This window comes from Mesorhizobium sp. M0306 (genome assembly GCF_040321655.1).
GTDB lineage: Bacteria > Pseudomonadota > Alphaproteobacteria > Rhizobiales > Rhizobiaceae > Mesorhizobium.
Genome location: NZ_JAMYRY010000002.1, coordinates 93,192 through 116,989 on the forward strand (window position 1 = coordinate 93,192; position 23,798 = coordinate 116,989).

A 23,798-nucleotide genomic window follows, 5' to 3' on the forward strand; every position below is an offset into this window, starting at 1 on the left:
TCTCTCGAGGCACCGCCTCATTCCGTCCAGCACCCCTCATCCGACCGAACTTCGCTCGGCCACCTTCTCCCACAAGGGGAGAAGGGAAGGCGCTCTACCCGTGCGCCACGAACCAGTTGTCGAGCCTCGCCTCCAGCGCCTCGACGATGGCCTCGTCGTCCAGTTCCTCGATCACTTCGGCGACGAAGGCCTTGACCAGCAAGCCGCGCGCGGTCTTCTCGTCGATGCCGCGCGCCATCAGGTAGAACAGATGGCTGCGGTCGATCTCGGTGACGGTCGCGCCATGGCCGCAGACGACGTCGTCGGCAAAGATTTCGAGCTCCGGCTTGGTCGAGAACTCGCCGTCGTCCGACAGAAGCAGCGTGTTGCAGGCCATCTTGGCGTTGGTCTTCTGCGCATATTGGTGGGCGTTGATGCGGCCCTGGAAGACGCCGCGCGCTCTGCCGGTCACCACGTTGCGGATGACTTCGGTCGAGGCGGTATGCGGCACGGCGTGGTCGAGCACCATGGTGACGTCCGTATGGGTGTCGCCGGCCAAGAGATTGATGCCGCGCAGCGTGAAGTCGGCGCCCTCGCCGGTCGTCTTCACAACGACCTCCTGGCGCACCAGCTTGCCGCCGGCATTCATGACGAACAGCGTCAGTTTCGAATTCTTGCCGAGATGCGCCTTGAACTGGGCGAGATGCGTCGCCGTATCCGGCTGCTCCTGCACGACCAGCCATGTCACTTCGGCGCCTTCGCCAAGCAGCAGCTGGCTGACCGAACTGACCAGCGCCGCCCCCTCGCCTGCCTGGCGTTCGACGACGACAGCGTTGGCGCCGGCACCGACGCGGACGGCCAGGCGTACATGCGTCTGTCCACCGGCCTGCAAATTCTGCAATTCGACCGGCTTGTCCAGTTGGGTACCTTCGGCGATGTCGACGAAATAGCCGTCGGCGACAAAGGCGGTGTTCAGCGCGCCTATGGCATCGTCGCTGCCATAGGAATCCAGCCCAGGCGCTGCGCTGCCGTCGGTCAGCTTCTCCGATAGGCGCTGCACGACAACGCCTTCGATATCGGGCAGTTTCGTACTCGAAACGCCGTTCAGCACCGGCAAAACGCTGGAGCCCTCGACGATCGGCGCAATGGCTTTCGCGACCGCTGCCGGATCGAAGTCCGGCACCGAGGTCAGCAGCCGGCGCAGGTCCGTATAATGCCAGGATTCGATGCGCCGCGTCGGCAGGCCACTCTTGATCGCCTCGATGGCGTCGTCGCGCTTCAGCATCACCGCACCGTCGCCGGGCAGCAGCGACAGCCGCTCGCCAAAGGCGTCGATCAGCGCCGTTTCGGCTAATGTTCGCTGGGGTGTCGTGTGCATATTCATCAGTATCGCCTTGTTTGGCTTGCCTTCCGGGCCTGCTGGCATCTCACGCGGCTTGCCCGATCACGCCGGCATAGCCATTGGCCTCGAGGTCGAGCGCCAGCGACTTGTCGCCCGACTTGATCACCTGGCCCCTGTAGAGCACGTGCACCGTATCAGGCACGATGTATTGGAGCAGGCGCTGGTAGTGGGTGATGACGACGATGGCCCGGTCCGGCGAGCGCAGCGTGTTGACGCCGTCCGCGACGATCTTCAACGCGTCGATGTCGAGCCCGGAATCGGTCTCGTCGAGGACACACAGCTTCGGCTCAAGCAGCTTCATCTGAAGAATCTCGGCGCGCTTCTTCTCGCCGCCGGAAAAGCCGACATTGAGCGGCCGCTTCAGCATCGCCATGTCCATGTTGAGCGAGGCCGCCGCTTCCTTCACGCGCTTGAGGAATTCCGGGATCTTTAGCGGTTCCTGGCCGCGCGCCTTGCGCTGCTCGTTCATCGCCACTTTCAGGAATTCCATCGTCGCGACGCCCGGTATCTCCATCGGGTACTGGAAGGCGAGGAAAATGCCCGCCGTGGCGCGCTCGGCCGGATCCATGTCGAGGATCGACTGGCCGTTGTAGAGGATGTCGCCCTCTGTGACCTCATAGTCCTCGCGGCCGGCGAGGATGTAGGACAGCGTCGATTTTCCCGAGCCGTTCGGCCCCATGATCGCGGCAACCTCGCCGGCCCTGACCGTCAGGTTCAGGCCGCGAATGATCTCGGTGCCGTCATCGACGATACGGGCATGGAGGTTTCTGATTTCAAGCATTCTTATTCTTTCCTGAAAATTCTTTATCGGTCAGCCGACCGAGCCCTCGAGGCTAATCCCGATCAGCTTCTGCGCCTCGACCGCGAACTCCATCGGCAGTTGCTGGATGACGTCCTTGACGAAGCCGTTGACGATCAGCGCGATCGCCTCTTCTTCCGGAATACCGCGCTGCATGACGTAGAACTTCTGGTCCTCGGAAATCTTCGAGGTGGTCGCTTCATGCTCGAACTGCGCGGTCGAGTTCTTGGCTTCCATGTAGGGTACAGTGTGTGCGCCGCACTGATCGCCGATCAGCAGGGAGTCGCAGTTGGTGAAGTTGCGGGCGTTGGTCGCCTTGCGGTGTGCCGAGACCTGGCCGCGATAGGTGTTCTGCGAGAAGCCGGCGGCAATGCCCTTGGAGATGATGCGGCTCGACGTGTTCTTGCCGAGATGGATCATCTTGGTGCCGCTATCGACCTGCTGGTAGCCGTTCGAGACGGCGATCGAATAGAACTCGCCGCTGGAATCATCGCCGCGCAGGATGCAGCTCGGATATTTCCAGGTGATAGCCGAGCCGGTCTCGACCTGCGTCCACGAAATCTTCGAACGATTGCCGCGGCAGTCGCCGCGCTTGGTGACGAAATTATAGATGCCGCCCTTGCCTTCGGCGTCGCCGGGATACCAGTTCTGCACCGTCGAATATTTGATCTCGGCATCGTCGAGCGCGATCAGTTCGACCACCGCGGCATGAAGCTGGTTCTCGTCGCGCTGCGGCGCCGTGCAGCCTTCGAGATAGGAGACGTAAGCCCCCTCCTCGGCGATGATCAGCGTGCGCTCGAACTGGCCGGTGTTCTTTTCGTTCATGCGGAAATAGGTCGACAGTTCCATCGGGCAGCGCACGCCCTTGGGCACGAAGACGAAGGAACCGTCGGTGAACACGGCCGAATTCAGCGTCGCGTAGAAATTGTCGGAGGTCGGCACGACCGAACCGAGATATTTCTTCACCAGCTCCGGATGCTCGCGGATCGCTTCCGAGATCGAGCAGAAGATGACGCCGGCCTGCGCCAGCTCCTTCTTGAAAGTGGTGACGACGGAGACCGAATCGAACACTGCATCGACGGCGACGCGGCCGGACTTGTAGACGTTGTCGCTGGCTTCCTCGAGCTCCGAGGCATCGGTCTTCTGCACGCCGGCGAGGATTTCCTGTTCCCTGAGCGGAATGCCGAGCTTCTCATAGACCTTCAGCAGTTCGGGATCGACGTCGCTGAGCGAAGTCGGCCCGGGCGTGCTCTTGGGTGCCGCGTAATAGTAGAGGTCCTGGAAATCGATTTTCGGATAGTGGACGCGCGCCCACTTCGGCTCGTCCAGCGTCACCCAGCGGCGATAGGCTTCCAGGCGCCATTCCAGCATCCAGGACGGCTCGTCCTTCTTCGCCGAAATGAAGCGGATAATGTCTTCGCTCAGGCCCTTGGGGGCCTTGTCCATCGCGATTTCGGTCTGGAATCCGTATTTATACTGGTCGACATCGATCTTTCGAACTCGATCGATCGTCTCCTGCACAGCAGGCATCAGCGTTCTCCATCCACGCCGGGGTCAAGGCCCGGCAGTTTTCAAACTATGGCACCGCAAGCGAGCACCCTTGGGCATCCGAGGCGGCGTAAGTTTCATATAGTGCGTTCATGCCGGAAATTCACCCGGCCAAATGCGAACGCACGGCTCTACCAGGCCGCAAGGCCCAAATGTTCCGTTGCCGCGCTCAAGCGGCCTTTTCCCTGTTTGCCCGCCGCGCGACGATCGTCGCCAGCGCCGAACGAAACAGCTCGATATCCTCGGCGCATGTCGCGTGGCCGATGGACACGCGCAGCGCGCCAAAGCCGTCGCCATAACCCATGGCTTTCAGCACGTGACTCGGCCCGACTTTGCCCGACGAACAGGCCGATCCAGCCGACAGCGCCACGCCGGCCAGGTCGAAAGCGATCTGCGCCGTCTCGGCCTTGATGCCGGGAATAGCGAAGAACGTGGCGTTGGCAAGCCTCGGAGCGCCGGTCCCGAAGATTTCGGCGTCTGGCACCTGCGTTTTCACGATCGCCTCGACTTCGTCGCGGCGCTGCCGCACCGCATCGATCGTTTGCAACCCGGCAAGCGCCTCGCGCGCCGCCGCGCCAAACCCGGCAATTGCCGCCAGGTTTTCGGTGCCGCCGCGATGGCCTTTCTCCTGGCCGCCGCCGCTGACCAGCGGTTTCGGCATCATCAAGCCCGACGCTGCGACAATGGCGCCGACGCCCTTGGGGCCGCCGATCTTGTGCGAGGAGAGAATCAAATAGTCTGCGTAACCCGCTGACATATCGAGCGGAATGCGGCCGGCCGCCTGCACCGCATCGACAACCAGGATGCCACCCGCCGCCTTGACGATTTCGGCAATGCGGCCAATCGGCTGGATCACGCCGGTCTCGTTGTTGGCGGCGTGGATGGTCACCAGCGGCAAACCGTCAGCCTTGTCATGCGCACTAAGTGCTGACGCCAAGGCGTCGAGCCTGACGATGCCGTCGGCATCGACGCCGATCCGCGTTACCTGCCCCGCGGGGAAGCGCCCGCCATTCAGCAGGCAGGGATGGTCAGCCTCGGACACGTAAAGCCGGCTCATGCGGACGGCGCCGCGCCCCATCTGCCAGTCCGGCGTCAGCAGCGTCGAGGCCGCTTCCGTCGCGCCGGAGGTGAATACGACATGCTCGGCTTTGGCGCTGACCAGTCGCGCCACGTCGCGCCTGGCGTCTTCGATCAGCCGCCGCGCCGCGCGGCCCTCGGCATGGACCGAGGACGGGTTGGCGGCGATGTCGAGCGCAGCGACCACGGCCGCGCGCGCCGAGGCAAGCAGCGGCACGCTGGCGTTGTAGTCGAGATAGGCGCGTGCTCCGGCCATTTCCGTCCAACTGGTCCCTTCAAAAGCCGTTCCGCGAAGATAGCGCGTTATTTCCTTGAAATTGCAAGGCAAGACGTCCTATTTACGCGGCTTGCGGCGCGGGTGGCCGAGCCACAGCTTTTGGCCGCCCAGTTTTGAACAATTCTAAACTAGCTTCTAGAAAGACGCTCGCCCTGCGTCAAGGCCCTAGGGAAGACTGGGGCCTAGGGAAGACTGGGGCCAGAGGAAGAGTTGTTCCGGGCGCCGCGCAATTTATACCAAGTGGAGTATTTCATGCCTGAGGTCATTTTCACCGGTCCCGCCGGCCGTCTGGAGGGTCGCTATCAGCCCTCGAAGGAAAAGAGCGCGCCGATTGCCATCGTCCTGCACCCGCACCCCCAGTTCGGCGGGACGATGAACAACAAGATCGTCTACGACCTCTTCTACATGTTCCAGAAGCGCAATTTCACCACGCTGCGCTTCAATTTCCGCGGCATCGGCCGCAGCCAGGGCGAGTTCGACCACGGCACCGGCGAGTTGTCCGACGCCGCTGCGGCGCTCGACTGGGTGCAGTCGCTGCATCCGGATTCCAAGAGTTGCTGGGTTGCCGGCTATTCGTTCGGCTCGTGGATCGGCATGCAGCTTCTCATGCGCCGGCCCGAGATCGAGGGCTTTATCTCGGTCGCGCCCCAGCCCAATACCTATGATTTCTCGTTCCTGGCGCCATGCCCGTCGTCCGGCCTGATCATCCATGGCGATGCCGACAAGGTCGCGCCGCCCAAGGACGTGCAGGGCCTGGTCGACAAGCTGCACACGCAAAAGGGCATTACCATCACCCAGAAGACCTTGCCCGGCGCCAACCATTTCTTTGCCAACCATGCCGAGCTTCTGATCGAGGAATGCGCGGACTATCTCGATCGCCGGCTGGCCGGGGAACTGTCCGACCCACGGCCTAAGCGGCTGAGATAATCGGGGAACGGCGATGTACCAACCACCTCACTTCCAGGAAACACGGCAGGACGTCCTGCATGGGCTGATCCGGGCGCATCCGCTTGGGCTGCTGGTGTCGAACGGCACCGAGGGGCCGGTCGCCAACGCAATTCCCTTTCTTCTAGACGCGGGTGTGCCGCCGAATGGCAGGCTGCGCGCACATCTGGCGAAAGCCAATCCGCAATGGCGGCTTTTGGCCGACAATCCCCTGGCGCCGGTGCTGGTCGTCTTCCAGGGCGCCGACGCCTATGTGACGCCGTCCTGGTATGAGACCAAGCGTGAAACCGGCAAGGTGGTACCGACCTGGAACTACGCCATCGTCCAGGTGCGCGGCATCGTCACGGTGATCGAAGACCAGGATTGGCTGGCCGAGCAGATTTCCGATCTGACGATGTCGCAGGAGGGCAGCCGCTCGGCGCCATGGGCGGTGACCGACGCGCCGGCGCCCTTCATTCAGTCGCAGATCAAGGGCATTGTCGGCCTGGAGATCGCCATCACCGAAATCAGCGGCAAATGGAAAGTCAGCCAGAACCGCCCGGCTGCCGACCGCGTCGGTGTCGCCGAGGGGCTCGAGAGCGAGACTGCCAACTCGGCCGACATGGTCCAGCTGGTAAGGTCCTACGGCGGGCTGGACGGCAAGTAATCTGGATTGCTTGCTCGACCGGTTCCAGGGCGGTCGCGGGCTCAATCGACCTTGGTCATCGCCGCCTTGCGCTCGTTGGCGATCAGCCAGAGATTGCGGATATAGATCAACAGGCCCATGGCCTGACCGGCGATGAACACCGGATCCTGACGCTGGATGGCGTAGACCAGCAGCAGGCCGCCGCCGAACAGCGAAAAGAACCAGAACGCGATCGGCACGACGCTGCGCTTGGCCTTTTCCGACGCCACCCACTGCACCAGAAAACGCATGGTGAAGAAGAACTGGGCGACGAAGCCGAGCAGAACCCAGGCATCGAATTGCTTGACGAAAACATCGTGAAGCCAGGTCGCCAATTCCTGAAGCACGTTACCCATGCCTGATTTCCTCTACTTTGGGCATTCTGCGGCGCCTGCGGCGCAGCCACCAGACGCCGGCAAGATCGAGCACGCCCTGAAGGCCGCGATCGAAGATGCCGTAATTCGATTTGCCGTAACGGCGGGAACGGTCGACGACGTCGCAATGGACGACGCGGTAGCCCTCCTGGATGACCAGCGCCGGAACAAAGCGGTGGGTGCCGTCGAAGAACGGCAATTTCCGCAAAATGTCGGTGTGGATCGCCTTGAGGCCGCAGCCGGTATCCCGCGTCTCGTCGTGCAGGATGGCTTTTCTCAGCCCGTTGGCGAAACGCGACGCCAGTTGCTTGATCTTGCTGTCGCGGCGCTTCAGACGCTGTCCCTGCGCCGCCCCGACGTCGGGACCAGCCTGCCGCAATGCGTCGATCAACACTGGGATGTAGCCGGGGTCGTTCTGGCCGTCGCCATCGATGGTGGCGACGATATCGCCGCGCGCCGCCCACGCGCCCGACCGCACCGAGAGCGACTGGCCGGCGGATTTTTCATGCCTGAGATGGCGCAGCGGAAACCGGCGAAGCGCTGCTTCTGCGGCAAGCACCGAAGGCGTATCGTCTGTCGAGCCGTCGTCGACGACAATGACCTCGAAGTCCCGCCCGGCCATGGCAGTGCCGATCTCGTCGAGCAGAAGCGGCAGGTTCGCCGCCTCGTTCCGGCAAGGAATGACGATGGATATCTCCGGCATCTCGACTCTGTCACAGGATATGGCATTCGATCGATGCCGCGCGGTCCAGAGGAAGAGTCCCGCTGGCGCGGCGCCTCATTACGCCAGCCGAAACAATGACGCAAGCAGGCCGCGCCGGAAGCGAAGGGCAATCGCTTCAGGTTTGGATTGCCTCTCACGTTACCGTTCCAGGGAGAGCTGGTTGTCTCGCGACGTGCGGCTCTCCCTTCTCCCCTTGTTGTGCGAGAAGGGAAGAGGGCGCGCCAAAACCGGATTCCACTTTTGCTGATCGCGCTTGAGTGCTAAACGCCGGCCTTCACGCATACCCGGGCCGCGTTCGGCCGGAAGCCTTCCAGGAAAGAAAAATGTCCGCCTTCAAATCCGACTTCCTGCGCACGATGAGCGAGCGCGGTTTCATCCACCAGACCTCGGACGATGCCGCCCTCGACCAGCTTTTCGCCACGGAAACGGTGAGCGCCTATATCGGCTTCGACGCCACAGCGAGAAGCCTGCATGCCGGGTCGCTGATCCAGATCATGATGCTTTACTGGCTGCAGCAGACCGGCCACCGGCCAATCGCGCTGATGGGCGGCGGCACCTCGATGATCGGCGATCCGTCGTTCAAGGACGAGGCGCGCAAGCTTTTGACGCCGCAGGACATCGAGGACAATCTCGCCGGCATCCGCCGCAACTTCACGCCCTACCTCAAATTCGGCAGCGGCCCGAACGACGCCGTCATGATCAACAATGCCGACTGGCTGATGGATATCAACTACGTCAATTTCCTGCGCGATGTCGGCCGGCATTTTTCGGTCAACCGCATGCTGGCCTTCGATTCGGTCAAGCTCCGGCTGGATCGCGAGCAGTCGCTGTCGTTCCTCGAATTCAACTACATGATCCTGCAGGCCTACGACTTCGTCGAGCTCTACAAGCGCCTTGGCTGCCGGCTGCAGATGGGCGGCTCCGACCAGTGGGGCAACATCGTCAATGGCATCGATCTCGGCCATCGCATGGAAGGCGCGCAGCTCTATGCGCTGACGACGCCGCTGCTCACCACCTCCTCCGGCGCCAAGATGGGCAAGTCGGCCTCGGGCGCGGTCTGGCTCGATGCGGAAATGTTGAGCCCCTACGAGTTCTGGCAATATTGGCGCAACACCGAGGATGCCGATGTCGGCCGTTTCCTGAAGCTCTACACGACCCTGCCGCTCGCTGAGATCGCGCGCCTCGAACGGCTCGGCGGCTCGGAGATCAACGAAGCCAAGAAGATTCTCGCCACCGAAATCACCGCCATGCTGCATGGCCGCGAGGCGGCGGAGGAGGTAGCCAAGACAGCAGAAGCGCTTTTCGAAAGAGGTCAGTCAACCGAGTCATTGCCGACAGTAACAATCGACAAAGGAGAGGATGACAGATGGCAATTTGGCAGGTCGAATGCTGCAATTGCGGTCGCGTCCGGGCTTGTGTCATCTAACTCGGAAGCTCGGCGCAAGATGGCGGAAGGTGCTCTACGCATCAATGACAGGGTCGTCACCGATCCGAACGAAATTGTCTTGTGGACCGACCTGTACGAAAACACCGGAGCATTCAAAGTTCAACTGGGGAAGAAGAAGGTCGTTCTGGTGCGGCCGATCTAACGCCTGCTGAGGCTCAGGTGAAACCTAGCCGGGGACGGGCGCAAGCAATGGATCGCTGCATTCCTCGGCCACTGTAACGGCATGGATCCTAGGGTCTCCGCGACGTCGCTTCGCGCCTGCTCCGCCCTAGGATGACGAAGGCATGGTGGCTCAAGGCTAGTCGCGGATGTCGGAGAGCGAGGCGGTCGCGTGGCGGCCGATGGCAAAAGCAACCTTCGAGATTGGCTGAAACCACCCCTCGCTTCGTCATCCTAGGGCGGAGCAGGAGCGAAGCGACGTCGCGGAGACCCTAGGATCCATGCCGTTCCCTCTAGGCGCCGCTACGCTGAACAGCACCTCACCGGGCCTTTTCGCCTCACCCGCCTACCCTACCCGCCTCAGCGATACTCGAAGATCGACCGGAATATCCCGGGCGCGATTACCGATAGCGGATTGACGTCGAGGATTGGCTTGTTGGCGTTGCCCCTGAGTCTGTAGGTGACGCCGATCAGGCCGCGGTCGCGGCCGTTGCCGAGCAGCGCGCCGATCAGCGGCAGTTCGCCGAAGATGCGGTTTACGCCGTAGGCCGGCATGAACGTGCCGGTCATGTCCATGTTGTTGTTCTGGTCGTAGAGCGTGCCCTGGAAGGTGGTGCCGATGCGCGAGCCGCGCAGCACGCCGTTGCGCAGCTTGAGATAGCCGCTGCCCTTGTCGATCTCGCTGAAACCGCGCTCGAACTTCACCCTCGACGTGTCGAGATTGCCTTTGACCGCCTCGTTGAGGCTGCGGCTGTCGCCGGCCGGCGTCGTCGACACGATCGAGGCGAGCTTCGGCTCGTTGACGACAACGAAGTCCTTGGCATCGACCTGGCCTTTCATCGGCCCGTCGCCGGCCCCGGTGAGCGCCAGCGTAATCGAGCCGCCTTCCATATGCTCGTAGATGTTGAGGAAGCGCAGTATGGCGCCGGCGTCGGCCGACTTCATGTTGAGCGTTCGCAGGCCGCCGCCGGTCGTGTTGCTGACGGTGATCGCGGCTCCCGAACTTGCCGTGGCGCTCACCTTGAGCCCGTTCACCCGGGAGCCGGAGGCGCTGTAGTCGAGTTTCAGATTCGACAGCACCTCGTCGTGGAAGCCGGTCAGGGAGCTGACGTCGGCGCTGACCGAGATCGCATCGACGCCGGTGGTCTTGGTGGCGGTATCGACATCGGACGTGAATTGCTTGATCAGCGAGCGTGCGTCCAGCGCGCTGCCGCTGACCTCGACCGCATAGGCCTTGCCCGACCGCTTCACCGAGACGGCGACGTCGTCGCCCCTGTTCAACGTGACCTTGCTGAACCGGGCCGAGGACAAGGCGCCGTTGACCAGCACCGCGCTGCCGTCGATGGAGAAGGTCTTGCCGTCGAGTTCGAAATTGGACAGCGTCGTGGTGTCGCCGGTCTTCGCCATGGCGAAGGTGACCTTGGCGGGGATGCCGGGCCCCTTGCTCCAGCCGGCCCAGGGAATGTCCAGCCTGGCATTGGTCAGGTCCGCCGACACGTTCTGGTTGCCGGTGCCGCTCTTGTCGATCGCCACCTTGATGGTTCCGGAAAGCAGCGTCGACAGGCCAGGCATGGCGGTGGCGCGCGTCTTGTCGTCGAGCACCAGCACCACTTTACGACTGCGCGGCGGGCCGCCATCCCTGAGCGGCTCGATCAGATCGAGCTCGGCCGGAATGCCGTTGAGCAGTGCCTTGGCCGAGATCACCGCCCGGTCGGGCGCGACCGTGATCGAGCCGTCGGCATGGCTGACCGTCTGGCCCTCGAACGGCTTGCCCAGCGACAGGTCCTTGTAGTCGAGCGCCACCAGCCAATCGAGTTTGGAAGAGTCGACACCGGACTGCAGCGGGATATCGGCCTTGACGTGGCCGGTCACCGTGCCGGACAGGTCGTCCGGCAGCAGGCCGACATGGCGCATGGCGTTGATCGGGTCAAACGATGCCAGTTCGGCGATTGCCGGCGCCTCGCCGGCGACATCGATATCGAGCGCGCCGATCACCGGCGGATGGTTCGCCGCCTTGACGGTGAGCGTGCCGTTGCTCGCCGCCACGGTGCGGCCGCTCGGCATATAGACGCTGCCCGAGGACAACGCGACGTCGACGTCGTTGCCGTGGAAGCCGACGACGCCGACGGCATCGCGGATCGGCGGAATGCGGCCGGCCGTGTCGAAGCGCGATCCTTCGACCTGGAATCGGCCGAACACTTCATCGGCGGAAAGCGGCACGCCGTTGCCGAGCCGTCCGGGTACGACCTGGAACTGCAGGCTGCCATCGACGACGCGGCCGCCGAACAGGTTCTTAAGCACCCACAACCTGGCGTTACGCGCCGAAAACCATGGCCATAATTGCTTGACGTGCGAGACCGGCATGTCGTGGACATTGAGCGCGACCGATATGCCCGGCGCCTGGTTGGCGACGAATGAAACCGAAGCCGTGCCCAGCACTTCGCTGCCCGGTCCGGACCGGACGCCGATCTGCTCGGCGACCAGCTTTTGGCTCGTCGGCTGGTAGACGCCGGCGATACGGGCAATGAAGCCGAGTGCCGGCTCCGGCGAATCCGAAGGCGCCAGGGTCGAACCGTCGCTGGTCAGGTCGTAACGATAGGATGGCTCCTCGCCCGCTGTGCCGGTAGCCGGCTTCGGCCCGATCGAACCGGCGAAATCGAAGGTCGAGCGGCCGGTTTTCACCAGCAATCCGTCGACCTGGATCTTGTTCGAGCCGGCGACGAGCGTTGCATCGAGATCGATGTCGGCCGGAAGCAGGCCGCGCGAACCGAGATCGAGCACCGATCCGGTCAGCGACAGGGCAGCAGTCAGCCGCGAACCGTTGTCGCCGGCCCCTTCCGATCCCGCCAGCTTCAAGGCGATCGCGCCCAATTTGCCACCTGCTGCCGCAGCGTCGGCATCCGCCGCCAGGATACTGGCGTCCAGCGTGGTGATGCGTCGCGTCGCCGGATCGCGGGTGGCGGAAGCGGCGATGGTAAGCGCCCTGCCGTCGACATCGGCGTCGGATGAAAACTCCATGCTTCCCGGTCCCGACTGCGAGACGGAGGCGTCGGCGATGGTGACCGACTTGACCGATCCGGTCTCGGGCAGTGCCAGCTCGACATTGCGCAGATCGATCTGGCGCATCGAATCCTCGCGCACCGCATCGAGCGCGCGGTTGAGATTGGCGAAGACGGCGGCGGAAAGTTTTTCCGGATCGATGAGGCCGTCCTGGTTGCGCAGCCCGGCCGTCCAGTCGCCGCCGGACGGCATCGCCGCCATGACGATGTGCGCGTCGGAAATCCGGGCGCTGGTCAGCCGTACCTCGCCCGAAAGCAGCGGGATCAGTCGGATGCCGAAGCGGACCCGGCCGGCATCGGCCATCGGTTTTCCGTCGGCGGTCTTGAGGCTAACGTCGCTGACCTGCAGCGCAATGAAGCTCGACCCGTCAAGCGTCAGCCGGGCCGGCCCGACGGCAACGTCGACATCGAAGCCAGCCAATTTCTCGATTGCCGTTTCGGCTTCCGCGCGAAGCCGCTCCGAGCCGAAGCCGGACACGCCGATCGCATAGACGCCGGCGGCAGCCAGCAGCACAAGGGCGACTAGGCCGGCAAACAGCCGCGCCATCAAACGAACGCCGCGACCGATCGACGCCTGGCCGAGCGGCGGGACGCGGCACGCGGACGGAAAGGTTCCCAGGTCGGTGATCTCGTCACGCCTGAACCTGATCTTCTCGTGCTGCGGTAGCTCCTGATCCACGCAATCTTCCGTTGAAACGAATTCGATCGTGGACGAATCCCCGCTCGACATTATATCGATGCAGCCTGGCGCGTAACCTCAAACAAGGGCATCGGTATGGCTGACCTCGACGTGGGCGATGTTGCGCCGCAATTCGATCTTCCGCGCGACGGCGGCGGTTCACTCAATCTCGCCGCACTGCTGGGAAAGTCCATCGTACTCTATTTCTACCCACAGGACGACACCACAAGCTGCACCAACGAGGCGATCGGTTTTTCGCAGTTGAAGCCGGAGTTCGAAAAGGCCGGCGCCGTCGTCATCGGGCTGTCGCCGGACAGCGTCAAGAAACACGACAAATTCAAGGCGAAATACGATCTGAGCATCGACCTTGTCGCCGACGAAGAGCGCAAGGTGATCGAGGCTTACCATTTGTGGGTGGAAAAGAAGCTCTACGGCCGCACCTATATGGGCGTCGAGCGGGCGACGTTCCTGATTGGCCGGGACGGACGCATCGCCAGGATCTGGCGCAACGTCCGCGTCAAGGGGCACGCCGAAGACGTGCTGGAGGCGGTTCGCGCAATTTGAGAGCTGCGGCAGGCCGCTGCAATTCGATACCCGTTTTGCGCGAAGACAAAACTTTGTTAACCCTAATAATGTGTAATCAGGCTCGTCGTTGGTGTCGTAACGAAAGCTTGGTCCCGTGAACGTAGCCAGTCAGTCAGCGGTCTTCGGCAGACGCAAAGAGCCCCACACGGTCATCATCGCCCGGGGCGACCAGATAAGGCATTTCACCATACGCCCGTGGCTGGCTGCATTTTGCGGCTCGGCGCTGGCGGCGGTCGTCATTGGCTACCTGCTGGCGACCTCTTATCTGGTGCTGCGCGACGATCTGATCGGCGCCACGACGGCGCGGCAGGCGCGTATGCAGCAGGCCTACGAAGACCGCATCTCGGCACTGCGCAGCCAGGTCGACCGTATCACCAGCCGCCAGCTTCTCGATCAGCAACTGATGGAAACCAAGGTCAGCGAGCTGCTGGAACGGCAGAGCCAGCTCAGCCTGCGTCACGGCCGCCTCGGCCCGATCCTCGAACGAGCCGAAAATGAGGTCGCAACGCCGCCCGTGCCGACGGCAAAGCCGGACGAACACGCCGACGCGATCGGCAGCATCCAGCCGATGGCCTATTCCGTCGCCAGCCTTGCTGCCCCCCCTGCCAGCAACGACACGAGGCCGTTCTCGCTGTGGTCGACCCGCGCCGATCCGCTGCCGACCGAAAGTGCGGCCGACCGGGCAGACAAGCTCTTCGTTTCGATCAACAACTCGCTGAAGGCCATCGAGAGCCAGCAGCTCACGCGCATCGCCACACTTGCCGACAATGCCTACAAGAGCGCCGACGCGATCTCGCAGGCGCTCGAGGCCGCCGGCCTGCCCGTCGATAGCGAATTCGAAAAGAGCGACGTCGGCGGCCCGCTGATACCGCTCGACAGCTCGTTGGTCTTCGACAGCAAAGTCAAGGAGTTGGACGAAGCGCTTGACGCGCTGGATCATCTTAAAAAGGAAGCGCGCCGGCTGCCGCTCGCCAACCCCGCCCCCGGCCATAGCGTCACCAGCCCGTTCGGCGTGCGCACCGACCCCATCCTCGGCACGGCCGCCTTGCATTCCGGCATGGATTTCAGGGCGCCGGTCGGTATGCCGGCCAAGGTCACGGCAGCCGGCGTGGTCGTCAAGGCCGGCTGGAACGGCGGCTACGGCCGCATGATCGAGGTCGACCACGGCAACGGTTTTGTAACGCGTTATGGGCATCTCAGCGAAATCGACGTCGCCGTCGGCCAGAAGCTCGATGCCGGAGACATCATCGGCAAGACCGGCAACAGCGGCCGCTCGACCGGCCCGCACCTGCACTACGAGGTCCGCCACAACGGCGAGGCCATAGACCCGCTACGGTTTCTGACCGTCGGCAAGAAGGTCGCGCAGTACCTCTAGGAGCCGGGCTGCACCTCAGACGACCCAGCAATTGAGCGGCATCGGGCCTGCGCAGCCAGACCAAGGCGCCTCGCATAAGTATCCTCGGGCGATCGCCCTTCGCTCCATTCTCCCGAGCAAACATTCGGCTCCAGCCCTTGAGGCTTGTGCCCACAGCGTTGACTCCGGCATAGTTGTAGGATGATATGTATAAGCCTATGCCTTGGCCCAACAGGCTTGTAATGACCGTTCATGGTATCCCGCCTGAAATTCTGAATGCCCTGGAGGGCGCCGTCGGACAAAGCGGCGTGGCTGCCGACGCTGCCGGCATGGCGAAATACCTCTTGGACTGGTCCGGGGATCATCGCGGCGGAGCCCTTGCGGTGCTGAAGCCTGCTTCCGTCAGCGAAGTCCAGGCCGTGGTGCGGCTCTGCGGTACGCTTGGGCTCGGAATCATCCCGCAGGGCGGGAACACAGGGCTGGTGGCGGGCGCGATCGACATCTACAGCCGTGGCGCGGTGGTCGTCAGTCTGGAGCGGTTGAACGGCATCCGTCTCGTCGACGCTGACAATTTCATCCTGCAGGCCGACGCCGGCTGCATCCTGCAGCGCATCAAGGACGCGGCAGAGGCACAGGATTGCCTGTTTCCGCTGGCGCTCGGCGCACAGGGAAGCTGCCAGATTGGCGGCAATGCGGCCAGCAATGCCGGCGGCACCAACGTGCTGCGCTATGGCATGGCGCGCGATCTCATCCTCGGCCTCGAAGTCGTCCTGCCCGATGGCGAGTTGTGGAGCGGCTTTTCCGGCCTGCGCAAGGACAATCGCGGCTACGACCTGAAGCAGCTCTTCATCGGCAGCGAAGGAACGCTCGGCATCATCACCGGCGTCGAGCTCAAGCTGTTTCCGAAACCGAGCCGGGTCGAGACCGCCTATCTCGGTCTCGCCTCGTTCGAAGCGGCCATCACCCTGTTCAGGCAGGCTCGCCGGGCCTCATCCGATCTGATTTCTGCCTTCGAGATCATTGGTTCGGAGTGCATCGACCTCGCGCGCTTGATCGACGCAGACGTCGTTTCGCCGGTCGAAGCTCCCGTCCACGTGGTGATGGAACTCTCCGCAAGTGCTGCGGTCGATCTGCGCTCCATGCTGGTCGATTTCGTGGCCGGCGCCATTGAGAGCGGTCTGGTTGCTGAGGCCGTGCTTGCTGAAAGCATCGCGCAGGCCAGGGCGTTCTGGGCCATCCGGGAGGGCTTGGTCGAGGGCCAGGCAAAGCGCGGCTACCATGTGCGCACCGACCTTGCGGTCAGGATATCGGACATCCCTGCCCTCATCGATCAGGCCCGCCAATTCGTGGCGCTGGAACATCCCGGTTGGCTGCCGCAGGCCTATGGCCATGCCGGCGACGGCAACATCCATTTCAACGTCCTGCCACCACCTGGGCTCGCCGAGGGTGAAGCTCGTGCCCAAGGCGCGGAGATCACCGCCGGACTCTACCAGATCGTCGGCGCGCTTGGCGGCTCGATCAGTGCCGAGCACGGTATCGGCCGCACCCGCCATCGCACTTTCTGGGCCGGCCTGGCGCCTGCCCATCGCCGGCTCATCACGGCCCTCAAAACGACGATCGACCCTCAGGGATCGATGAATCCCGGCTGCCTGCTGCCACCGACGGAGACCTTTCCATGAAGCAAAGACTGGCCGCTATCGGCACGGTGGAGGCGCTGCCGCATCGCGTCGCCGCATTCCTCAGCCGCGAGATCGAATCCGGCGAGCTCAATCCGGGCACGCGGCTGCCAACCGAGCAGCAGCTCTCGGAAAAATTCGGCGTCAGCCGCAACGTGGTGCGCGAGGCGATCGCTCAACTCAGGGCCGATGGCATGATCGAAGCCCGGCAAGGCGTCGGCGCCTTCGTGCTGGCGCCGGAGCAGCGCGCGTCGATCCGCATCGATGGCGAGGCGCTGAAAGCGACCGGGAATATGGAGCGGCTGTTTGAGCTGCGTTGCATACTGGAAGCCGAGTCAGCCGCGCTCGCCGCCGAGCGGCGTGGGCAGGAGCACCTCGATGCGATCAAGGCGGCGCTCGACCGGATGAGCGGCGAGGAGCGCTGGCAAGAGGGTAGCATCGACGCCGATCTTTTGTTCCATCGCGAAATCGCGCGGGCAACCGGCAACAATTACATCCACACCTTTATCTCTTTCGTTTGCGAGCAGATCCGCCGCTCGATCCACTACGCGCGTCTCACCAATCCGCTGCACGACCTGGTCGAAGTCAATGTCGGGGAGCATGTGCGCATCTACGAGGCGCTGGTCGCGGGCGATCCCACGGCCGCCGAGGCGGCGATGCGCGCCCACATCATCGGCGCCGCCGACCGCGTCGGCGTCAAGCTGCCGGCATCGCGCGCCGCGCACAGCACAGGGAGATAGCCATGCCGGTCGGAGGCGCATATGCGATTTCAGACGTCTGCCTGCTCGTCGAAAACATCGAGCGGACGGTTGAATTTTACGTCGAGAAACTCGGCTTTCGCCTGCGGCGTCGCGCCGAGGGCTTTGCCGACTTCCATGGCGAGGGCGTCACACTGGCGGCGTGGGAGATCGACCACATCAACCGGCACACCGGCGTCTCGAAATTGAGGTCGCCGCGCCAGGCGCACAAGGTCTGCGTGGCGGTCAGGCTAGACGCGCCCGGCGAGATCGACCGGCTCCATGGCGAACTGGCAGCCAAGGGCGTGCCCTTCTACGGCCCGCCGGAGGATTATGTCTGGAATGCGCGCTGCGCCTATTTCACCGATCCCGACGACACGCTTTGGGAACTATACGCCTGGCTCGACGGCGGCCCCGGCGACTACCACGACGAACAGCCGTAGACGACGCCGCGCCACGGGAACGGCGCGCAATGAAGAGACGAGAACGTCTTGCAACAGGAGCGAAAAATGAGTGGGAACAGAGACTACGACATGAACCGCCGCAGCTTCGTGAAAGCCGGCTTCGCCGCCGTCGCGGCAGCTTCGGCCGGAATGCAGCTCGTGCTGACGCCCGGCGCCAGGGCTGCCGGAAAGGTCGTCATCCAGTATGATTGGTTGATGTCCAACGGACAGATCGGCGACATCGCCGCCGTCGCCAACGGCTATTTCAAGGACGTGGGCCTCGAGGTGGAATTCAGCCCCGGCGGCCCCAATGCGGCGACGGTGCCGCCGGTGATTTCGGGCGCCGCACAACTCGGCCAGTTTTCCGAAACACCGCAGCTCTACGCGGCGCGTGCCAGCGGCGTGCCGGTGAAGATCATCGCCTGCGGTTTCCGCACCGGTCCCTATGCCTTCACCTCGAAGCCTGCCAAGCCGATCCGCGGCGTGGCCGATCTCAAGGGAAAGAAGATCGGCATCCAGCCGACGGCGCGCTTCGTCATCGATGAGATCCTGGCCAAGAACGGCATTGATCCGTCCGAGGTCACCGTCGTCAATGTCGGCTTCGACAAGGCACCGCTGATGCGCGGCGACGTCGACGCGATTGGCGGATGGATCACCAACACCCAGGCACTGAGCGTCGTCGGCGACGACAGGATCGATCTTCTGGTGCGCGATCTCGGGCTGAACTCCTATGCCGACGTCTATTTCGCTACCGACACGGCGATCGAACAGGATGCGGAAACGCTGGCGAAATTCATCGGCGCCGTCGCCAAGGGCTGGGGCTGGGTGCACGCCAATCCGCAGGAAGCAGTCAAGAAGATGGTCGAGGCCTATCCGGAAATGGACCTCGGCTGGGAGCAGAAGACGATCAATCTGGTGCTGAAACTTTCCTTCGACGGTGCAACCGCCAAGGACGGATGGGGAACCTTCGATCCCGCCTCGATCGAGGAGCAGCTGGCACTGCTGGACAAGGTCGGCCAATACCCGAACGGCCGGCCCGCGGCAGCCGATGTCTACACCACCAAGATACTCGAATTGTCGGCCGCCGACCGACCCAAGCTCGACGCGCCCGCCGCTTGATGGCGAACGCGATCGAAGCCCGCAGGCTGGATGTCGGCTATGGCGGCCGGCAGCCGATGGTGAAAGTGCTCTCCGGTCTCGACCTGTCGGTCGAGGTCGGCTCCTTCCTGTCGATCCTTGGGCCTTCGGGATGCGGCAAGTCGACCCTGCTCCGGGTAGTCGCGGACCTGCTCGATCCGCTCGGCGGCTCGATCAGCGTGCTTGGCGACACACCGCATGCGGTCCGTTCGCGGCGCGACGTCGGTTTCGTCTTCCAGGACTCGACCCTGCTGCCCTGGCGCACCGTGCGCGACAACGTCCGCCTGCCGCTCGATATCGGACAGGGACGCCTGACCCGGACAATCGACGACCGAACCGACGAGCTGCTTGATCTGATGGGGCTAGCCGGGTTCGGTGAGCGTCTGCCGCACCAATTGTCCGGCGGCCAGCGCCAGCGCGTGGCGATCGCCCGGGCGCTGCTCGGGCAACCCAGGCTGCTTTTGATGGACGAGCCTTTCGGCGCGCTGGACGAGATCACCCGCGACCGCCTCAACGACGAGCTTTTGTCGTTGTGGCGGCGCACCGGCACGACCATTCTTTTCGTTACTCATTCGATCGCCGAAGCCGCCTATCTCGGAGAACGGGTCATCGTTCTCGCCGCCAATCCGGGCCGCCTGGCCAGGGACCTGGACATGCTGCCGTTCAAGCAGGCGGGCAACCGCTGTTCGCGCGAGGATCCGGCGATCGTTGCCGCGATGGCCGAACTGCGCGGCGCGCTGGAACAGGCCTCATGAGGCAGGCGCCCTTGCCATCGGCGCTGGCCGTCGCCCTGCCCGTTTTTGGCGCGGCTTCGATCCTGCTCGCCTGGCAGTTCCTGCTGCCATGGCTCGGCGTGCCGGCCTATATCGTACCGACGCCGGCGGCCATATCAGGCGTGTTCCGGAAGAGTCTTGCTTTGCTGCTCAGCAATCTCTGGCCGACGCTGATCGAGGCGCTGGCGGGATTTGTCATCGGCAATCTTGCCGGTGTGCTGCTGGCGGTGCTGTTCGTGCACAACCGCATCCTGCAGGCCGCCTATTTTCCGATCGTGCTGTTCTTCAACACCATTCCCATCCTGGCGCTGTCGCCGATCATCATCCTGATCTTCGGGCTCGGCATGACGCCGAAGATCGTGATCGCTGCGGTGATCTGCTTCTTCCCGACGCTGGTCAACATGATCCGCGGGCTGGACTCGGCCAGCGACAACGAGCACGAACTGTTCCGGGTGCTATCGGCTACGCGCTGGGAGATCTTCTGGAGCCTGCGCCTGCCGAGAGCATTGCCGATGCTGTTCTCCTCGCTGAGAATTGCTTCGGCCACGGCCGTGATCGGCGCCATTGTCGGCGAGTGGATCGGGTCGGATAAGGGCCTCGGCGCGCTCATCATCCAGGCGACCTTCAACTATCAGTCGGACCGGCTCTATGCGGCGATCGTGCTGTCGTCGTCCTTGTCGATCGCGATGTTCTCTATCGTGGTTCTGCTGGAGCGACGTGCCATCCGCTATTGATCATGCCGTCGAGCGGCCATCCGCCAGGTTCGCTGTGCGCGGGCTGTAATTTATTTTTGAATTCCATTTGACTGAATAAATCTTCGGTGCCAGTCTGGCTTCTCTCGAGGGCGCAAGGCATGGCACTGCGGGGAACCAATCAGGAGTTCGGGCGGCCGTATAACCGGCGCATCGTGCTCGAATCGATCCGCCTTCATGGCCCGATCGCCCGTGGCGACATTGCCAGGCGGGTCGGGCTCACGGTGCAGACGGTGTCGACCATCGTTCGCGAGTTGGAAGAACACGGTTACGTGCTGTCGCTGCGCGAAGAGCCCAAGGGCCGCGGCCTGCCGCCGGCAACGCTGCGCATCAATCCGGAAGGCGGCTATGCGGTCGGCATCCATGTCACCCCGCTGGGCATCAATGCCGCCCTGATCAACCTGAGCGGCGACGTCATCGAGAGCACCTACCGCGAAGCCCCAAATGCAACGCCCGACCACGCTTTCGAGCTGATCGGCGCTATGGTGCTCGAATTGACCGCATTGCGGCCCGGTGGTCGCGTTCTTGGCATCGGCATGGCGCTGCCCGGACCGTTCGGCGTGGAGTCCATGAGCTTTGTCGGGCCGACCACCATGACCGGCTGGAAAGATGTGGCGCTGCGCGAACGACTGGCCGCCTCGACCGGGCTGCCGGCCTTTTTCGAAACCGACATGGCGGCGGCTGCTATCGGCGAGCGCCTCTACGGCCTCGGCACGGCATATTCCGAATATTACTACCTCTATTTCGGCGTTGGGCTCGGCGGCGTCATGGTGCATGACGGGGCCGCATTGCGCGGCGCCTGGGGAAACGCCGGTGAAATCGGCCACATTCCCGCGGTGCCGGGCGGCGAGCCCTGTCCGTGCGGCAATCGCGGCTGCCTCGAACGGTATCTCTCGCTCGAGGCGCTGCGGCGCCGCAACATCGCCGACGCCGACTGGGTGAGCGAGATCGCGCCGATCTTCCGCAACGCCGTCACCATCATCGAAAACCTGTTCGATCCCGAAACCATCATCCTCGGCGGGCTGGCGTCCACCGACCTGCTCGAAAGGCTTGCCGGCGCGGCTGCGCACCTGCCCAATTCGGTCTCGGCGCGAAGCGACCGCACGACGCCCCGCGTCAGCGTCGCGCGCGGCGGCCAGCATGCGGTCTTGCGCGGCGCCGCCGCGCTTGCCGTCTCAGGAGTGCTGTCGCCACGCTTCGGCCAGATCTTCACCGCCGAACGCGAACGCGGGCGAGATCTCCTGCATAACAAGGGGATCGCAGCATGAGCGAACCGCTGCTGGTGCTCGATAGCGTAGCCAAGAATTACGGCGCCATCGAAGCGCTGAAAGGCATCAGCTTTTCGATCGGCAAGGGCGAAGTGGTGGCGCTTCTGGGTGACAACGGCGCCGGCAAATCGACGCTGGTCAAGATCATTGCCGGCGGCCTGGAGCCGACCTCCGGCCGCATGCTGTTCGAGGGCAAGGAATTCCTCGCCAAATCTCCCGCCGAGGCCAAGGCTGCGGGGATCGAGACGGTCTACCAGGACCTGTCGCTTTGCACCAATGTCGACGTGGTCGCCAATTTCTTCATGGGCCGCGAGATCACCAGGAAGGTTCTCGGCATTCCGGTGCTCGACGAGCGCGCCATGGAGCAGGTGGTGCAAAAGGCGCTGGCCAGCGCCGGCACCCGCATTCCCTCGCTTCGCACCAATGTCGAGCATCTTTCCGGCGGCCAGCGGCAGGCCATCGAGCTTAACCGGTTCGTGCATTTTGGCGGCAAGCTAGTGCTTCTCGACGAGCCGTTCGCGGCGCTCGGTGTCGAGCAAACGCGGCGCGGCCTCGACATGATCCGCCAGGTGGCGAGCCAGGGCATCGGCGTCGTCATCATCACCCATATCATGCAGCAGGCCTTCCAGGTCGCCGACCGGATCGTGGTGATCCGGCAAGGCGTCGTGGCTGGCGATGTCGCACGCAACAAAACAAGTCCCGACGCGGTGATCAACATGATCACCGGAGAGACGCTCGCCGGTGCCGGACCGGCGAGCTGAGGGACAAATGAGGGGTCCGGCGCAAGAGGAGCGAACGACATGAAGAAAATACTTCTTTCCGTCTTCGGTATCCTGGCACTGGCCTTTGCCACGCTCACGCCGGCATTCGCCCAGTCCAAGGGCACCGTCTACTACATGGTGCCGACATTGCTCGATGAGTTCCAGACCGGCTCGGTGAGCGCGCTGGAATTGTTCCTGAAGCAGGTCGGCTACGAGATGAAGACGCTGAACGCCGACAACAAGACCGACGCGCAGCAATCGCAGATGAACGACGTCATCGCGCTGAAGCCGGCGGCCATCATCCTTGCCGCCGTCGATTTCAATGCGCTGAAACCGTCGATCGAGGCGGCCCGTGCCGCCGGCATCCCGGTCGTCGAGTTCGACCGCCAGATCACCTCGACCCCGTCCGACTTCACCTCGGTGGCCGGAACCGTCGAGATCGGCTACGTCGCCGCCGATCAGGCGCAAAAACTCCTGACCGCGAAGAACGGCTCGGTGAAGGGCAAGATCCTGCAGGTGCTCGGCGATCCGGGCGATCCCTATACGCTCGACATCCAGAAGGGTTTCGAGGAGAAAATGAAGGCGTTCCCGGACGTCAAGATCATCTCGCTGCCGGCCATGCAATGGGCAGCGGATGCAGCCGGGACCATCGTGAACGACCAGCTGCTCGCCAACCCCGACATCGATCTGATCTTCAGCCATGCCGCGCATCTTTCGGTCGCCGCCGTCGCCTCGCTCGAGGCCGCCGGCAAGAAACCGGGCGACGTCATGCTGATGAGCTCGAACGGCGCTCCGGTCGGCCTCGACCTGATCCGCAAGGGCTGGCTCAATGTCGAAGTCGAGCAGCCGCTCTACGCCCAGGCCGCGGCGGTCGCCATGTTCATGGACAAGGTGGTCAACAAGCAGGAGATCAAGCCCGGCGAATACGACGTGCTTGGCCTGAAATCGACCCTGACCAAGGAAGCGTGGGGGCCGAACATCAAGATCCCCGGCGCTGCGATCACCAAGGAAAATGTCGATAACCCGGCCTTCTGGGGCAACATGAAGCCGCCGACCGAAACCATAAAGCCGGTCGAATAGCGAACTCGCCGGAAGCTCCGGGCCATGCCGGCCCGGAGCCCAGCCCTGCAGCCCCGGCGCGTTCAAACGGACGCGCACGGGAACGTTGCAGCAATTTTC

General features: G+C 63.5%; 21 protein-coding genes. 14 read left to right on the forward strand and 7 right to left on the reverse strand.

What is annotated here, in order from left to right; genetic code table 11:
• Nucleotides 1–94: 94 nt before the first annotated feature.
• From sufD to NKI95_RS05400, 4 genes are all read right to left on the reverse strand, one after another.
• Nucleotides 95–1,363, reverse strand: coding sequence for a Fe-S cluster assembly protein SufD (gene sufD, locus NKI95_RS05385; protein ID WP_352714724.1), 1,269 nt, complete (start codon nucleotides 1,361–1,363; stop codon nucleotides 95–97).
• Between the two features lie 43 nt (nucleotides 1,364–1,406).
• Nucleotides 1,407–2,162, reverse strand: coding sequence for a Fe-S cluster assembly ATPase SufC (sufC, locus tag NKI95_RS05390; RefSeq protein ID WP_352528789.1), 756 nt, complete (start codon nucleotides 2,160–2,162; stop codon nucleotides 1,407–1,409).
• Nucleotides 2,163–2,192: 30 nt separating this feature from the next.
• Nucleotides 2,193–3,710, reverse strand: a complete 1,518-nt coding sequence (gene sufB / locus NKI95_RS05395; protein WP_352714726.1) for a Fe-S cluster assembly protein SufB — start codon at nucleotides 3,708–3,710, stop codon at nucleotides 2,193–2,195.
• 187 nt (nucleotides 3,711–3,897) lie between these two features.
• Nucleotides 3,898–5,061, reverse strand: a complete 1,164-nt coding sequence (locus tag NKI95_RS05400) for a cysteine desulfurase family protein (protein WP_352714728.1) — start codon at nucleotides 5,059–5,061, stop codon at nucleotides 3,898–3,900.
• Nucleotides 5,062–5,334: 273 nt separating this feature from the next.
• On the opposite strand from NKI95_RS05400, the gene NKI95_RS05405 reads away from it, so the two are divergent.
• Nucleotides 5,335–6,009: an alpha/beta hydrolase gene (locus tag NKI95_RS05405; protein ID WP_023674683.1), complete on the forward strand. Its 675-nt coding sequence runs from the start codon at nucleotides 5,335–5,337 to the stop codon at nucleotides 6,007–6,009.
• Between the two features lie 13 nt (nucleotides 6,010–6,022).
• Complete coding sequence (locus tag NKI95_RS05410; protein WP_352714730.1) at nucleotides 6,023–6,673, forward strand: FMN-binding negative transcriptional regulator; 651 nt, start codon at nucleotides 6,023–6,025, stop codon at nucleotides 6,671–6,673.
• A 41-nt stretch (nucleotides 6,674–6,714) separates the two neighbouring features.
• Here the strand turns inward: NKI95_RS05410 and NKI95_RS05415 are convergent, their stop codons facing one another.
• Both NKI95_RS05415 and NKI95_RS05420 read right to left on the reverse strand, forming a co-directional pair.
• Nucleotides 6,715–7,047 (reverse strand): lipid-A-disaccharide synthase N-terminal domain-containing protein, encoded by a 333-nt coding sequence (locus NKI95_RS05415; protein ID WP_023717355.1) that lies wholly within the window; start codon nucleotides 7,045–7,047, stop codon nucleotides 6,715–6,717.
• A complete protein-coding gene (locus tag NKI95_RS05420) occupies nucleotides 7,040–7,768 on the reverse strand; it encodes a glycosyltransferase family 2 protein (RefSeq protein ID WP_352714732.1) in 729 nt (242 codons plus the stop codon). Before NKI95_RS05420 ends, NKI95_RS05415 begins: the two co-directional genes overlap by 8 nt.
• A gap of 344 nt (nucleotides 7,769–8,112) precedes the next feature.
• Between NKI95_RS05420 and tyrS the strand changes: the two genes are divergently transcribed.
• Nucleotides 8,113–9,378, forward strand: coding sequence for a tyrosine--tRNA ligase (tyrS, locus tag NKI95_RS05425; protein ID WP_352714734.1), 1,266 nt, complete (start codon nucleotides 8,113–8,115; stop codon nucleotides 9,376–9,378).
• Nucleotides 9,379–9,755: 377 nt separating this feature from the next.
• Here tyrS and NKI95_RS05430 read toward each other — a convergent pair whose 3' ends face one another.
• Nucleotides 9,756–13,133 carry a hypothetical protein gene (locus tag NKI95_RS05430; RefSeq protein WP_352714736.1) on the reverse strand — a complete coding sequence of 1,126 codons (3,378 nt, stop codon included), beginning with the start codon at nucleotides 13,131–13,133 and terminating at the stop codon, nucleotides 9,756–9,758.
• 96 nt (nucleotides 13,134–13,229) lie between these two features.
• Here NKI95_RS05430 and NKI95_RS05435 point away from each other — a divergent pair, with 96 nt between their 5' ends.
• The 11 genes from NKI95_RS05435 (at nucleotide 13,230) to NKI95_RS05485 (ending at nucleotide 23,699) form a co-directional block, all read left to right on the forward strand.
• The gene (locus NKI95_RS05435; RefSeq protein ID WP_352714738.1) at nucleotides 13,230–13,697 is read left to right on the forward strand and encodes a peroxiredoxin; all 468 of its coding nucleotides are present in this window, start codon (nucleotides 13,230–13,232) and stop codon (nucleotides 13,695–13,697) included.
• Nucleotides 13,698–13,812: 115 nt separating this feature from the next.
• Nucleotides 13,813–15,093, forward strand: a complete 1,281-nt coding sequence (locus tag NKI95_RS05440; protein ID WP_352714739.1) for a M23 family metallopeptidase — start codon at nucleotides 13,813–13,815, stop codon at nucleotides 15,091–15,093.
• A gap of 221 nt (nucleotides 15,094–15,314) precedes the next feature.
• The gene (locus NKI95_RS05445) at nucleotides 15,315–16,751 is read left to right on the forward strand and encodes an FAD-binding oxidoreductase (protein ID WP_352714740.1); all 1,437 of its coding nucleotides are present in this window, start codon (nucleotides 15,315–15,317) and stop codon (nucleotides 16,749–16,751) included.
• Complete coding sequence (locus tag NKI95_RS05450) at nucleotides 16,748–17,488, forward strand: FadR/GntR family transcriptional regulator (RefSeq protein WP_352714741.1); 741 nt, start codon at nucleotides 16,748–16,750, stop codon at nucleotides 17,486–17,488. The genes NKI95_RS05445 and NKI95_RS05450 overlap by 4 nt, the downstream gene beginning before the upstream one ends.
• Before the next feature lie 2 nt (nucleotides 17,489–17,490).
• The gene (locus NKI95_RS05455) at nucleotides 17,491–17,928 is read left to right on the forward strand and encodes a VOC family protein (protein WP_023717347.1); all 438 of its coding nucleotides are present in this window, start codon (nucleotides 17,491–17,493) and stop codon (nucleotides 17,926–17,928) included.
• 90 nt (nucleotides 17,929–18,018) lie between these two features.
• Nucleotides 18,019–19,047, forward strand: coding sequence for an ABC transporter substrate-binding protein (locus NKI95_RS05460; protein WP_352715220.1), 1,029 nt, complete (start codon nucleotides 18,019–18,021; stop codon nucleotides 19,045–19,047).
• The gene (locus NKI95_RS05465) at nucleotides 19,047–19,820 is read left to right on the forward strand and encodes an ABC transporter ATP-binding protein (protein ID WP_352714742.1); all 774 of its coding nucleotides are present in this window, start codon (nucleotides 19,047–19,049) and stop codon (nucleotides 19,818–19,820) included. Before NKI95_RS05460 ends, NKI95_RS05465 begins: the two co-directional genes overlap by 1 nt.
• Nucleotides 19,817–20,572, forward strand: coding sequence for an ABC transporter permease (locus tag NKI95_RS05470; RefSeq protein ID WP_352714744.1), 756 nt, complete (start codon nucleotides 19,817–19,819; stop codon nucleotides 20,570–20,572). The genes NKI95_RS05465 and NKI95_RS05470 overlap by 4 nt, the downstream gene beginning before the upstream one ends.
• A gap of 119 nt (nucleotides 20,573–20,691) precedes the next feature.
• On the forward strand, nucleotides 20,692–21,858 hold the full coding sequence (locus NKI95_RS05475) for an ROK family transcriptional regulator (RefSeq protein WP_352465582.1): 1,167 nt from the start codon (nucleotides 20,692–20,694) through the stop codon (nucleotides 21,856–21,858).
• The gene (locus NKI95_RS05480) at nucleotides 21,855–22,619 is read left to right on the forward strand and encodes an ATP-binding cassette domain-containing protein (protein ID WP_352714746.1); all 765 of its coding nucleotides are present in this window, start codon (nucleotides 21,855–21,857) and stop codon (nucleotides 22,617–22,619) included. The genes NKI95_RS05475 and NKI95_RS05480 overlap by 4 nt, the downstream gene beginning before the upstream one ends.
• Before the next feature lie 39 nt (nucleotides 22,620–22,658).
• Nucleotides 22,659–23,699: a sugar ABC transporter substrate-binding protein gene (locus NKI95_RS05485; protein ID WP_292663104.1), complete on the forward strand. Its 1,041-nt coding sequence runs from the start codon at nucleotides 22,659–22,661 to the stop codon at nucleotides 23,697–23,699.
• Nucleotides 23,700–23,798 lie beyond the last annotated feature (99 nt).

Coding starts and splice junctions, on each gene's coding strand:
- sufD (WP_352714724.1), bottom strand. CDS start 1,363: ATGAATATGCACACGACACCCCAGCGAACATTAGCCGAAACGGCGCTG.
- sufC (WP_352528789.1), bottom strand. CDS start 2,162: ATGCTTGAAATCAGAAACCTCCATGCCCGTATCGTCGATGACGGCACC.
- sufB (WP_352714726.1), bottom strand. CDS start 3,710: ATGCCTGCTGTGCAGGAGACGATCGATCGAGTTCGAAAGATCGATGTC.
- NKI95_RS05400 (WP_352714728.1), bottom strand. CDS start 5,061: ATGGCCGGAGCACGCGCCTATCTCGACTACAACGCCAGCGTGCCGCTG.
- NKI95_RS05405 (WP_023674683.1), top strand. CDS start 5,335: ATGCCTGAGGTCATTTTCACCGGTCCCGCCGGCCGTCTGGAGGGTCGC.
- NKI95_RS05410 (WP_352714730.1), top strand. CDS start 6,023: ATGTACCAACCACCTCACTTCCAGGAAACACGGCAGGACGTCCTGCAT.
- NKI95_RS05415 (WP_023717355.1), bottom strand. CDS start 7,047: ATGGGTAACGTGCTTCAGGAATTGGCGACCTGGCTTCACGATGTTTTC.
- NKI95_RS05420 (WP_352714732.1), bottom strand. CDS start 7,768: ATGCCGGAGATATCCATCGTCATTCCTTGCCGGAACGAGGCGGCGAAC.
- tyrS (WP_352714734.1), top strand. CDS start 8,113: ATGTCCGCCTTCAAATCCGACTTCCTGCGCACGATGAGCGAGCGCGGT.
- NKI95_RS05435 (WP_352714738.1), top strand. CDS start 13,230: ATGGCTGACCTCGACGTGGGCGATGTTGCGCCGCAATTCGATCTTCCG.
- NKI95_RS05445 (WP_352714740.1), top strand. CDS start 15,315: ATGACCGTTCATGGTATCCCGCCTGAAATTCTGAATGCCCTGGAGGGC.
- NKI95_RS05450 (WP_352714741.1), top strand. CDS start 16,748: ATGAAGCAAAGACTGGCCGCTATCGGCACGGTGGAGGCGCTGCCGCAT.
- NKI95_RS05455 (WP_023717347.1), top strand. CDS start 17,491: ATGCCGGTCGGAGGCGCATATGCGATTTCAGACGTCTGCCTGCTCGTC.
- NKI95_RS05460 (WP_352715220.1), top strand. CDS start 18,019: ATGAACCGCCGCAGCTTCGTGAAAGCCGGCTTCGCCGCCGTCGCGGCA.
- NKI95_RS05465 (WP_352714742.1), top strand. CDS start 19,047: ATGGCGAACGCGATCGAAGCCCGCAGGCTGGATGTCGGCTATGGCGGC.
- NKI95_RS05470 (WP_352714744.1), top strand. CDS start 19,817: ATGAGGCAGGCGCCCTTGCCATCGGCGCTGGCCGTCGCCCTGCCCGTT.
- NKI95_RS05475 (WP_352465582.1), top strand. CDS start 20,692: ATGGCACTGCGGGGAACCAATCAGGAGTTCGGGCGGCCGTATAACCGG.
- NKI95_RS05480 (WP_352714746.1), top strand. CDS start 21,855: ATGAGCGAACCGCTGCTGGTGCTCGATAGCGTAGCCAAGAATTACGGC.
- NKI95_RS05485 (WP_292663104.1), top strand. CDS start 22,659: ATGAAGAAAATACTTCTTTCCGTCTTCGGTATCCTGGCACTGGCCTTT.